Genomic DNA, 11,818 nt, shown 5'->3' with positions numbered 1-11,818 from the left:
TCATGGCGGCGATTTCTAGCGGACTGCCACCATGGTTGATTCAAACGACGACGCCTTCGACGGCGAAAAAAGCAAAACCCAGATCAAGCGCGAGCTGCATGCGCTGGTCGAACTCGGCGAGCGCCTAACCACGCTCAAGGCCGATACCCTGGCCCGCCTGCCGTTGACCGACGAGCTGCGCAAGGCCCTGGCCGAAGCCAGCAAGCACACCGCTCACGGTGCCCGCAAACGCCACATGTCGTTTGTCGGCAAGCTGATGCGCGTGCAGGACCTGGATGCCATCCAAGCCCTGCTCGAACAGATGGACAGCTCGACTCGCCAGTACAACGAGCGCTTCCACAGCCTGGAGCGCTGGCGCGACCGGCTGATCGACGGTAACGACGAAGACCTCGAGCGCTTCGTCAATGAGTACCCCGACACCGATCGCCAGCAGCTGCGCTCGCTGGTACGCCATGCCCAGCACGAGAAGGCGCGGAACAAGCCGCCTGCCGCCGCGCGCAAAGTGTTCAAGTACATCCGCGACCTCGACGAACTGCAGCGCGGGTTACGCTGATCACCCTGGGGCCGCTTTGCGACCCAATCGCGACACAAGGCCGCTCCCACAGTAAGTGCACAGCCATTTCTGCATGGCGCAATCCCTGTGGGAGCGGCCTTGCGTCGCGAAAGGACCGCAAAGCGGTCCCAGATGGCCGTCACGCCCCTGTACCGCCCACGGTAATCGCATCCAGCTTCAAGGTCGGCTGGCCGACCCCCACCGGCACCGACTGCCCGTCCTTGCCGCAAGTCCCTACCCCGCTGTCCAGCGCCAGGTCGTTACCGACCATCGACACCCGGCTCATCGCCTCCGGACCGTTGCCGATCAGGGTTGCCCCTTTCACCGGCGCGGTAATCTTGCCGTCTTCGATCAGGTAGGCCTCACTGGTCGAGAACACGAACTTGCCGCTGGTGATGTCCACCTGGCCACCGCCGAGGTTGGCGCAGTAGATGCCCTTCTTCACCGAAGCGATGATTTCCTGCGGGTCGCTTTCACCCGCACGCATGTAAGTGTTGGTCATGCGGGGCATCGGCAGGTGCGCGTAGGATTCGCGCCGGCCATTGCCGGTCACCGCCATGCCCATCAGGCGTGCGTTCAGCTTGTCCTGCATGTAGCCCTTGAGCACTCCGTTCTCGATCAGCGTGGTGCACTCGGTCGGGGTGCCTTCGTCATCCACGCTCAGCGAGCCTCGGCGGCCTTCGAGGGTGCCGTCGTCGACGATGGTGCACAGGCTCGACGCCACTTTCTCACCAATGCGGCCGCTGAACGCCGAACTGCCCTTGCGGTTGAAGTCACCTTCCAGGCCATGGCCGACAGCCTCGTGCAGCAGCACGCCCGACCAGCCCGAACCCAACACCACAGGCAGGGTACCAGCCGGAGCCGGGATCGCCTCCAGGTTCACCAGGGCCTGGCGCAGCGCTTCGCGGGCATAGCCCATGACCCGCTCTTCGGTGAAGAAGCGGTAGTCGGTACGCCCGCCACCGCCCTGCCCGCCCCGCTCGCGACGGCCATTCTGCTCGACGATGACGCTGACGTTGAAGCGCACCAGCGGACGCACGTCGGCGGCCAGGCTGCCATCGGCCGCAGCGATCAGGATGCGCTCCCAGACCCCGGCCATGCTCACACTGACCTGCTGGATACGCGGGTCCAGGGCGCGGGTGGCGGCGTCGACGCGCTTGAGCAGCTCGACCTTCTCGGCACGGCTGAGCACATCCAGCGGGTTGTCCGCCGGATAAAGGGCGGCCACATCCTGGCTGCGGAAGGCCTGCACCTTGCCGTTCTGGCCGGCACGCGAGATCGAACGGGCGGCACGGGCGGCCGAGGTCAGCGCTTCGAGGTTGATCGCGTTGCTGTAGGCAAAGCCGGTCTTTTCACCGGACTGGGCACGCACGCCCACGCCCTGGTCGAGGTTGAAACTGCCCTCTTTGACGATGCCGTCTTCCAGCGCCCAGGTTTCCGAGATCTGCCCCTGGAAATACAGGTCGGCGGCGTCGATGCCGGGGCCGGCCAACTCACCCAGCACGCTCTGCAGGCTGTCCAGGGTCAAGCCGCCTGGGGCCAGGAGCTGCTCGCTGACGGTGGATAACATCTGGCTCATAGTCACTCCGAGGTGTGCGCAGGCCGCAACGCGCCCTGCGAGAAAAAGCGCCGGTGCGATACCACCGGCATGCGCGCCCGGATGGACGCTTGTTCGTCAATGTCGCGCTCGGCGAGCAGTACCGCTTCACCTTGCGCCTGTTCCGCGACGATGCGCCCCCAGGGGTCGACGATCGCCGCATGGCCATGGGTTTCCCGTGGCCCCGGGTGAGTCCCGCCTTGCGCCGCAGCCAGCAGGTAGCACTGGGTCTCGATGGCCCGGGCGCGTACCAGCACTTCCCAGTGCGCCGCGCCCGTTACCGCAGTGAAGGCGGCCGGTGCAGTGATCAGTTCCGCGCCGGCGGCACGCAGTGCGCTGTACAGCTCGGGGAAGCGCAGGTCGTAGCACACGCTCAGCCCCAGCCGCCCCACCGGCGTATCAGCCACCACCACCTGGGCGCCGTGGGCGTAGTCATCGGACTCGCGGTAGCGGCCACGGTTGTCGGCAACGTCCACATCGAACAGGTGCAGCTTGTCATAGCGTGCCGCCACCTCACCGTGTTCGTCGATCAACAGCGAGCAGGCATGGGCCTTGGCTTCGGGCTGGCCGACCGGTGGCAATGGCAAGGTACCGGCGACAATCCATAACTTGAGGTCGCGGGCGGTGCGTTTCAACCATGGCAGGATCGGCCCTTCGCCCAACGCTTCGGCGCGGCCGATGGCAGCGGCGTCCTTGCGGCCCATGGCGGCGAAGTTTTCCGGCAGCACGGCCAGCCGCGCACCGCCAAGCGCGGCCTGCTCCAGCAGGGCACCGGCACGCTGCAGGTTGGCCAGCACATCGTCCTGGCTGACCATCTGGATTACAGCTGCCTTCATGGGCACTCCTAGCGGGATTTCTCGAAAGGTTTCACAAATGTGATTCTAGGCTCTTTCACCGGACCTTCGACACGGTAGTGCACGCTGGCGAAGCGCGACACACGGTCCCCGATCAGCCGGTCGACCAGGAACAGCGCCCCGCCCACCGCCGGCGCGCCGACAATCAGGGCCGCCAGCGGCAGGTTGTTGGTCACCGGCAGGCTTACCTGCAGGTTGGCATCGACCCGGTCGCTTACCAGGTCCAGAGTACCGTCCAGCTCGAAGTTGCTCGACGGGCCAGTCACGGCGATTGGCTCGCGGGTCACGTAGACTCCGTTACTGGCCACCAGCAAGCCTTTGACCCGGTCGTAGGCCAGGCCTTTGTCGAACAGGTCGGAAAAGTCCAGGCGCAAGCGCCGGCCGATGGAGTTGAAGTTGAGCAGGCCGAACACCCGTAGCGCTTGGGCACTGCCTTCGACCTCGACGAACTGGCCAGTGCGCAGCGCTGCATCCATGCTGCCGGAGAACCGCTTGAGGCTCACCGACGCTGGCGAACCCGGCCAGCGTCCATCCACATCCAGACGGAAGTCGCGGCTGGTTGCGGTAGGGGCAAAGCCCCAGGCCTTGAGCACGTCCGCCAGGTTCTTGCCGTCCAGGCGCCCTTTGTACCAGCTGCTGGTGCGGCCCGGCTCACCTTCCCAGCCGCCACCACCATCAATACGCAGGCCTTTGAAGTCAAGGTCGATATCACTGGCGGTCACGCCACGCGCGGTCGGCCGCAGCTTGAGCGATGCACTGCCGTAAAGGTCGTCCCCGCGATAGAGCTTGTCGATGCTCAAGTCCAGCGCCGGCACCTTGCGCGGGTCGAACGAAGCCAGCGGGTCCGGACCCTCCTCGGCCTGCTTTTCCTCGGCGCTGGCGGCGGGCAGGCGCAAGGTCTGCATGCGCACCACCATTGGCGCGCCCTTGGCATCCGGCACCCGGGCGTTGCCGATGACTTCCTTGCTGTCGAGGCGCAAGTCCCAGGCGGGGCCACCACGGGCCAGGCGCACCACAGCCTGGTTCAGGTCCAGGCCAAAAGCTTTCAGCTGGCCGATGCTCAGGTCTACGCCTTGCAGGTTCTGCCGCGCGCTACCGCCCGGGTCGCCGCCGGCCAGGCGCGCTGCCTGTTCCTGCCAGGGCGCCAGGTCCAGCGTCTCGAGGTGCCCACGCACTCGCAGCCCCAGGCCGGCAGGTACCTGGGCGTCGCCGGTGCCCAGCAGCAACTCGCCGCGGCCCTGGCCCAGCTTGTCGGCCGGTGCCGCGTAGGCAAAGCGGGCAAGGTCGCTGTAGGCGACATCGAAGCGCCGCTCCGGCCCCTGCAGGGTCATGCTGAAACGGGTGTCACGGGTATCACCCGCTGCCTTGCCGAAGGGCGCCGGCAAGTCGATGGCCAGGCCCTTGAGGCTGGAATCGACACGCAGGCGGTTGTCCCGGCTACCCAAGCTGACCTGCAACTGGTACGGCAAGTCGCCGGAAGCCGGCAAGGCCTGCTTGAACTGCAGCCAGTCGGTCAGAGCCTTGAGTGACACCTGGCCGCTGGCGTTGACGCGGGTCTGCATCTGCCCGGGCTGGCCTTCGGCGGTGATTTGCGCCGTAACCGGCTTGCCGAACGCTTGCAGGCTGATGCCCTTGCCGCTCAGGCCCTTGTCCAGATCGAAACTGAAGTCACCCTTCAGGCGGCTCAACTCCAGGCTCGGCGGCGCCACCTTCAGCCGCGCATCGTCGGTGGCGAAGTCCACCTGCACCTTCGGCCGCTGCCCGCGGGCCAGCGGAATGTCGAGCTTGACCTTGCCCTTGAGCGGCCCCTCGCCCTCCCACCCGGCAAAGATCTCGCCAGTGCCGATTGGCGCTTCCTTGAGGATCTTCAGGCCATCGCCCAGGCTGCCGTCGAAGTCGCCATCGAGGTACAGGTGGCTTTGCTGGCCCTCGTCGACATGCGGGATATCGACGCTCACATCGCTGACCTTGGTGTCGAGCAGTACGCCGCGCTGGGCCTTGATGCGCACGCCACTGTCCTCGATGAACACATCGCCATCCACGTGCTGCACCTGCGGCCAGCCCGGCTGGAAGTCCAGGGCTGCGTCACGCACCTTGAAGAACAGGCTGATGCTGCGGGCTTCCGGCGCGACGCCATGGTTCAGCGAGCCTTGGTACTGGAAGTAGCCTTCGTCCACCGTGCCTTTGACGATTGCACTGCGCAGCCATTCGTCGAGGGCGGGGCTGAGCACCTCGGGCAGGTACTTGGCGGTGTAACGGCCGTCGCCTTCGGTCAGGCCGACCCGCAGGTCCATGTAGTCTTCGCGGCCCTCCTCGAACAGCAGGCGAATGAGGAAATCACCGGCAATCTTGCCTTCCTCGCCCAGTACCTTGAGGTATGGCGCGACCAGGGTAAAACCATCCTTGTCCAAGGCCCAGGTCAGGCGCGCATTGGCCTTCTGGTAGTGCCAGGGTTTGGCGAAGATCGGGTACAGGTGCAGCATGAACGCATCGGTATCGAGGCGCAGTTCGCCATGGCCAAGGTCACCGCTGATGCTGCCGCTGACGTTACCGGCTGCCGGAGCATTGTGATAGGCATCGAAACCGACCTTCTCCAGGTTGGCTTCGAACTGCAGGCGCTGGTCGCCCTCGGCCTTGGGCCGGGCTTCCAGGCGCACATTGCGCAGCGCGCCGGTCACGTTCAGGCCATCGACCACGGCCATGACCTTGTCCGGCAGCGGCGCCAGGGCATCGATCAGCGGTGTCAACGGTGTGAGGTCCAGGCGGTCGGCCTGCAGTTGCCAGCTTTCCGCAGCAGCATCCTCGCCGGGGCGCTGCTGCAATTGCAGATGCGACTCCCAACGGGTCTTGCCGATATCCATGGCCAGGGAATCGACCACCACATCGAAGCCTTGCTCCTGGCGCTGGAACCAGGCGCCCAGTGCCAGGTTGTTCAGCTTGGCCGCCTTGCGCCCGGCATAGGCACCGTGCAACTCCGGCGCATTGAGACGTACAACGGCCTGCTGCAACTGCCCCTTGCTCCAGTCGATCCAGAACTCGCCGCCCGCCCGCAGGGCGTCGGCATGCCACTGGCCCAACAGGCGTGGCGGCAGCCAACGCGCCCAGTCACTCTGTGGCAGGCTCAGGTAGGCTTCGACCTGGCCGTCGCGCCAGGCGTTGGCCGACGCACGACTGCGCAGGTTCAGCGACAGGGGCTGGCCATCGGGCAAGGTCGCGCGCAGGTCCAGGGCATGGCGCGAAGCTCCGGCCTGCAGGCCGACGCTTACATAGGTCAGGGTCAACGGGTCACGCTGCCAGGGGTGCAAGGTGACCTGACTGTCGAACACATCGATGCGGCCCAACTGGCGCAGGCGCTGCAACAACTCGGCGGGGTCGAGCGGCGCATCGTCCTTCTTCGGCAGGCCCTCGAGGTTCCAGGCGCCCTGCTCGTTCTCGCGCAGGATCAGTTGCAGGCCGCCCAACTGAATGCGCGCCAGGCGTACTTCGCGGGCGGTGAGGCTGGCCCAGACATCTGGGACCAGCTTGACGTCGTCCAGGCGCAGGGCCGTGGCCCCCTCGCCCAGTTGCAGGTCGCGCACCCGCAGCACAGGTGCCAGGCCGCTCCAGCGGCCTTCCAGGGCCCCCACGTGCACGGGCAGGCCCAATGCCTGCTCGGCCTTGCTCTCCACATCGGCGCGATACTCGGCCACCAACGGCACCAGTTCGCGGCCGAGGCTGACATACAGCGCCACCAGTACCGCCAGCAGGGCGCAAGCGCCCAACCCCCAGCGGGTCAAGGCGACAAGAACGCGGGTCAGACGTCCCATGGCCATGGCCCTCCAGGTCGTTTATCCATGATGGCCCGTCGTCCCGGTTTTTCCAGCCCGGGCCACCCGCGGCGCATTTCAGAAGGCCTCAGAGCAGCACCACATCGTATTGTTCCTGCGAATACATCGACTCCACCTGGAAACGAATGGTTCGGCCGATGAAAGCCTCCAGCTCCGCAACGTTACCGGACTCTTCATCCAGCAGCCGGTCGACCACCTTCTGGTTGGCCAGCACGCGGTAGCCCTCGGCCTGATAGGCACGGGCCTCGCGCAGGATTTCGCGGAAGATTTCGTAACAGATGGTCTCGGGGGTTTTCAGCTTGCCACGCCCCTGACAGGCCAGGCAGGGTTCGCACAGCACCTGCTCCAGGCTTTCCCGCGTGCGCTTGCGGGTCATCTGCACCAGGCCCAGCTCGGTGATGCCGATGATGTTGGTCTTGGCGTGATCACGCTCCAGCTGCTTTTCCAGGGTGCGCAACACCTGGCGCTGGTGCTCTTCGTCTTCCATGTCGATGAAGTCGATGATGATGATGCCGCCAATGTTGCGCAGGCGCAGTTGCCGGGCGATGGCGGTGGCGGCCTCGAGGTTGGTCTTGAAGATGGTCTCTTCAAGGTTGCGATGACCGACGAAGGCGCCGGTGTTCACATCGATGGTGGTCATCGCTTCAGCCGGATCCACCACCAGGTAGCCACCGGACTTGAGCGGCACCTTGCGCTCCAGCGCGCGCTGGATCTCGTCCTCAACGCCGTACAGGTCGAAGATCGGCCGTTCGCCCGGGTAATGTTCGAGGCGGTCGGCGATTTCCGGCATCAGCTCGCCAACGAACTGCGTGGTCTTCTGAAAGGTTTCCCGCGAGTCGATACGGATCTTCTCGATCTTCGGGTTGACCAGGTCGCGCAGGGTGCGCAGGGCCAGGCCCAGGTCCTCGTAGATGACCGTCGGCGCGCCGCAGGTCTTGATCTGGGTGCCGATCTGCTCCCACAGGCGGCGCAGGTAGCGAATATCCTGCAGGATCTCTTCAGCGCGTGCGCCTTCGGCGGCGGTACGCAGGATGAAGCCACCGGCGTCCTTGATGTTCTCGCTTTCCATGCAGCCGCTGACCACCTGCTTTAGGCGCTCGCGCTCGGCTTCGTCTTCGATCTTCAGGGAAATGCCGACATGACTGCTGCGCGGCATGTACACCAGATAGCGCGACGGGATCGACAGCTGGGTGGTCAGGCGCGCGCCCTTGGTGCCGATCGGGTCCTTGGTCACCTGCACAACCAGGGCTTGCCCCTCATGAACCAGCGCGGTGATGTTCTCTACCGCCGAGCCTTCGCGCTGGGATATTTCCGAGGCATGGATGAACGCCGCGCGCTCCAGGCCGATGTCGACGAAGGCCGCCTGCATGCCCGGCAGCACGCGTACCACCTTGCCTTTGTAGATATTGCCGACGATGCCCCGGCGCTGGGTGCGCTCGACGTGCACTTCCTGCAGCACCCCGTTTTCCACCACCGCCACGCGCGACTCCATCGGGGTGATGTTGATCAGGATCTCTTCACTCATGGCAGGCTCTCGTCAAAGGTATTCGGTAATGATGGATCGCGGTCGGGTAGCTGGCTAGCGCGGTGCTGATACCTCGTGTTGCTGCCAGCATGGAATGGAAAACGCCTCCAGCAAGCGGGCGGTTTCGAACAGTGGAAGGCCGACAACGGTTGAATAACTGCCAATCAGCTCCCTGACGAAAACCGCACCCAAGCCCTGGATTGCATAGCCTCCAGCCTTGTCCAGCGGTTCGCCGGTAGCCCAGTAGCGCTCAGCCTCCTGTGGGCTGATAGCGCGAAAGTACACATGGGTGCCGACGCACACGTCGAGACAGCGCGTGCCATCGGTCACCGCCACTGCAGTGATCACTTGATGATGGTCATCGGACAGTTGGGCGAGCATGGCCAGGGCATGTTCCCGATCACGGGGTTTGCCGAGAATCTGGCAGCTTGCCGATACCACGGTATCCGCAGCCAATACCACGCCAGGGCCACGCAACTGGGCAAAGCCTGCCTCGGCCTTGGCACGTGCCAGACGCACGGCGTAGGCCGAAACACCTTCATCGGGCAGCGGGGTTTCATCGATGGGGGCACTGATGACGGTGAACGGCACACCGATCTGGGTCAGCAGTTCACGTCGACGGGGCGAGCCGGAAGCCAGGTATAGCGGGTTCATGCAGACATCTCCCTGTCAGTCGCGGCAGCGCCGTCAGTTGATATGCAAGCGTCGACGCAGGTCGCGCAGGGCGAAACTGATCCACGGCCAGAGCAAGGCACTGATCACCGCCGACCAGACCAGCGCCAGGGTGGGCAGGCGGTTGCCGGTGAGCGCGCTGAGCCACAACTGGATCAGCTGGGCGATGCCGAAGATAACCAGGATCACCAGGCTCTGCTGCCACATGGGGAACATGCGCAGGCGCTGTTGCAGGGACAACACCAGGAAGGTGATGAGCGTCAGGATCAGCGCGTTCTGCCCCAGCAGGGTGCCATACAGCACATCCTCGGCCAGGCCCAGCACGAACGCTGTGGTCATGCCGACCTTGTGCGGAACGGCGAGGGTCCAGAACGACACCAGCAAGGCCAGCCACATGGGCCGGAACACTTCCATGAACTGCGGCATTGGCGAGACGCTGAGCAGCAGGCCGATGGCAAAAGTCAGCCAGATGACCCAGCCGTTGTTGCGGCGTGATGCAGCCATCATTGCCTCCGGGAGTGAGCGGGTGCTGCAGGCGCTGCAGCCGGCGTGGCAGGTGCGGCTACCGGAACTGCAGGCTGCGCAGCCGGGGTGGCCGGGGCCGCTGGCGTGGCAGGCGCGCTACCGGCAGGTGCACCCTGCTCGCCGGTCGCGGCCGGCTGGCCTGGGGCCGAAGTGCCCTTGCGGTCAGCTTCTTCCTGGGCCATGCCGGCCTCGGTGGCGCGCTGCTCCGGGGTACGCCGGTCGCTGAACACCAGCAGCATGTAGCGGCTACGGTTGAGCGCGGCGGTGGGGATGGCACGAACGATGGCGAACGGCTGGCCGGAATCGTGGATCACCTCGTTGACCGTGGCCACCGGGTAACCGGCCGGGAACCGTTGCCCCATGCCGGAACTGACCAACAGGTCGCCTTCCTTGATGTCGGCGGTATCGGCCACATGGCGCAGCTCCAGGCGCTCCGGGTTGCCGGTGCCGCTGGCGATGGCGCGCAGGCCGTTGCGGTTGACCTGCACCGGGATGCTATGGGTGGTATCGGTCAGCAACAGTACCCGCGAGGTGTACGGCATCAGCTCGACCACCTGGCCCATCAGGCCACGGGCATCGAGCACCGGCTGGCCAAGAAACACGCCATCACGCTCGCCCTTGTTGATCAGGATGCGGTGGGTGAACGGGTTGGGGTCGACACCGATCAGCTCGGCCACTTCGACCTTTTCGTTGACCAGCGCCGAGGAGTTGAGCAACTCGCGCAGGCGCACGTTCTGCTCGGTCAGGGCCGCCAGCTTCTGCAGGCGCCCCTGCAGCAGCAGGGCTTCGGTCTTGAGCTTTTCGTTTTCGGCGATCAGTTCCGTGCGGCTGCCGAACTGGCCGGCCACACCTTGCCACGCACGCTGCGGCAGGTCGGTGATCCAGTACGACTCCATGAGTACCAGGCCCATCTGGCTGCGCACTGGCTTGAGCACGTCGAAGCGCGCGTCGACAACCATCAACGCGACCGACATCACCACCAGGACGAGCAGGCGAACGCCCAGCGAAGGGCCCTTGGAGAAAAGCGGTTTAATGGGCCGTTCCTCGTGAACGACTCAGGAGGTCATTGGACATGGGACAACGCACCAGCCTGGTTGCGGGTTGACGGATAAGGCGCCCGGAACGGGCGCCAGCCCAGCACATACAGGTAGCACTGTGTGTGCTACCTGTAAACCGGGCGCTCGTGACAGCGAGCGGGATCACTCGCTGGAGAGCAGGTCCATCGCGTGCTTGTCCATCATCTCCAGGGCGCGACCACCGCCACGGGCGACGCAGGTCAGCGGGTCTTCGGCGACGATCACCGGCAGGCCGGTTTCCTGCGCCAGCAGCTTGTCCAGGTCACGCAGCAGCGCGCCACCACCGGTCAGCACCAGGCCACGCTCGGCGATGTCCGAGGCCAGCTCGGGCGGCGATTGCTCCAGGGCACTCTTGACCGCCTGGACGATGGTCGCCAGGGATTCCTGCAGCGCTTCGAGCACTTCGTTGGAGTTCAGGGTGAAGGCACGCGGTACGCCCTCGGCCAGGTTGCGGCCGCGCACATCGACTTCGCGTACTTCGCCGCCCGGGTAGGCGGTACCGATTTCCTGCTTGATGCGCTCGGCGGTGGACTCGCCGATCAGGCTGCCGTAGTTGCGGCGCACGTAGGTGACGATGGCTTCGTCGAAGCGGTCGCCGCCAACGCGGACGGATTCGGCATAGACCACGCCGTTCAGGGAGATGAGCGCGATTTCAGTGGTACCACCACCGATATCGACAACCATCGAACCGCGGGCTTCCTCGACCGGCAGGCCGGCACCGATGGCGGCGGCCATCGGTTCTTCGATCAGGAACACTTCACGGGCACCGGCACCCAGGGCCGACTCGCGGATGGCGCGGCGCTCTACCTGGGTCGATTTGCACGGCACGCAGATCAGCACGCGCGGGCTCGGCTGCAGGAAGCTGTTCTCGTGAACCTTGTTGATAAAATATTGCAACATTTTTTCGCAGACGCTGAAGTCGGCGATGACGCCGTCCTTCATCGGACGAATGGCAGCAATGTTGCCAGGCGTACGGCCCAGCATGCGCTTGGCTTCGGTACCGACGGCGACGACGCTTTTCTGGTTGCCATGGGTACGGATGGCAACAACCGAGGGCTCATTCAGGACGATACCGCGCTCACGCACGTAAATAAGGGTGTTGGCAGTACCCAGGTCGATGGACAGATCGCTGGAAAACATGCCACGCAGTTTCTTGAACATGGGAAAGTGACCCTGGGGAAAGCGTGGG

9 protein-coding genes are annotated in these 11,818 nt (G+C 65.1%); 1 reads left to right on the top strand and 8 read right to left on the bottom strand.

What is annotated here, in order from left to right; genetic code table 11:
• Positions 1-31 precede the first annotated feature (31 nt).
• On the top strand, positions 32-553 hold the full coding sequence (gene yjgA / locus R9B85_RS17340) for a ribosome biogenesis factor YjgA (protein ID WP_085623972.1): 522 nt from the start codon (positions 32-34) through the stop codon (positions 551-553).
• A gap of 139 nt (positions 554-692) precedes the next feature.
• Here the strand turns inward: yjgA and tldD are convergent, their stop codons facing one another.
• From tldD to mreB, 8 genes are all read right to left on the bottom strand, one after another.
• Positions 693-2,132, bottom strand: a complete 1,440-nt coding sequence (gene tldD / locus R9B85_RS17335; RefSeq protein ID WP_112250770.1) for a metalloprotease TldD — start codon at positions 2,130-2,132, stop codon at positions 693-695.
• Between the two features lie 2 nt (positions 2,133-2,134).
• A complete protein-coding gene (locus tag R9B85_RS17330; protein WP_112250768.1) occupies positions 2,135-2,986 on the bottom strand; it encodes a carbon-nitrogen hydrolase family protein in 852 nt (283 codons plus the stop codon).
• 8 nt (positions 2,987-2,994) lie between these two features.
• A complete protein-coding gene (locus R9B85_RS17325) occupies positions 2,995-6,816 on the bottom strand; it encodes a YhdP family protein (protein ID WP_423770400.1) in 3,822 nt (1,273 codons plus the stop codon).
• 82 nt (positions 6,817-6,898) lie between these two features.
• Complete coding sequence (rng, locus tag R9B85_RS17320) at positions 6,899-8,356, bottom strand: ribonuclease G (protein ID WP_112250764.1); 1,458 nt, start codon at positions 8,354-8,356, stop codon at positions 6,899-6,901.
• Between the two features lie 54 nt (positions 8,357-8,410).
• Complete coding sequence (locus R9B85_RS17315) at positions 8,411-9,010, bottom strand: Maf family protein (RefSeq protein WP_423770399.1); 600 nt, start codon at positions 9,008-9,010, stop codon at positions 8,411-8,413.
• A 33-nt stretch (positions 9,011-9,043) separates the two neighbouring features.
• Positions 9,044-9,532 carry a rod shape-determining protein MreD gene (mreD, locus tag R9B85_RS17310; protein ID WP_207877691.1) on the bottom strand — a complete coding sequence of 163 codons (489 nt, stop codon included), beginning with the start codon at positions 9,530-9,532 and terminating at the stop codon, positions 9,044-9,046.
• The gene (gene mreC / locus R9B85_RS17305) at positions 9,532-10,527 is read right to left on the bottom strand and encodes a rod shape-determining protein MreC (protein ID WP_252378588.1); all 996 of its coding nucleotides are present in this window, start codon (positions 10,525-10,527) and stop codon (positions 9,532-9,534) included. Before mreC ends, mreD begins: the two co-directional genes overlap by 1 nt.
• A 225-nt stretch (positions 10,528-10,752) precedes the next feature.
• The gene (mreB, locus tag R9B85_RS17300) at positions 10,753-11,790 is read right to left on the bottom strand and encodes a rod shape-determining protein MreB (protein WP_003255163.1); all 1,038 of its coding nucleotides are present in this window, start codon (positions 11,788-11,790) and stop codon (positions 10,753-10,755) included.
• Between the last annotated feature and the right edge of the window lie 28 nt (positions 11,791-11,818).

It is taken from the genome of Pseudomonas sp. NLJ1, from assembly GCF_049486705.1.
GTDB classification, from domain to species: Bacteria; Pseudomonadota; Gammaproteobacteria; order Pseudomonadales; family Pseudomonadaceae; genus Aquipseudomonas; species Aquipseudomonas inefficax.
This window is presented reverse-complemented; position numbering and strand designations above follow the sequence as displayed.

Bases quoted from the DNA above. Each gene is read 5' to 3' on its own strand.
- yjgA (WP_085623972.1), top strand. From the start codon at position 32: ATGGTTGATTCAAACGACGACGCCTTCGACGGCGAAAAAAGCAAAACC.
- tldD (WP_112250770.1), bottom strand. From the start codon at position 2,132: ATGAGCCAGATGTTATCCACCGTCAGCGAGCAGCTCCTGGCCCCAGGC.
- R9B85_RS17330 (WP_112250768.1), bottom strand. From the start codon at position 2,986: ATGAAGGCAGCTGTAATCCAGATGGTCAGCCAGGACGATGTGCTGGCC.
- R9B85_RS17325 (WP_423770400.1), bottom strand. From the start codon at position 6,816: ATGGCCATGGGACGTCTGACCCGCGTTCTTGTCGCCTTGACCCGCTGG.
- rng (WP_112250764.1), bottom strand. From the start codon at position 8,356: ATGAGTGAAGAGATCCTGATCAACATCACCCCGATGGAGTCGCGCGTG.
- R9B85_RS17315 (WP_423770399.1), bottom strand. From the start codon at position 9,010: ATGAACCCGCTATACCTGGCTTCCGGCTCGCCCCGTCGACGTGAACTG.
- mreD (WP_207877691.1), bottom strand. From the start codon at position 9,532: ATGGCTGCATCACGCCGCAACAACGGCTGGGTCATCTGGCTGACTTTT.
- mreC (WP_252378588.1), bottom strand. From the start codon at position 10,527: ATGTCGGTCGCGTTGATGGTTGTCGACGCGCGCTTCGACGTGCTCAAG.
- mreB (WP_003255163.1), bottom strand. From the start codon at position 11,790: ATGTTCAAGAAACTGCGTGGCATGTTTTCCAGCGATCTGTCCATCGAC.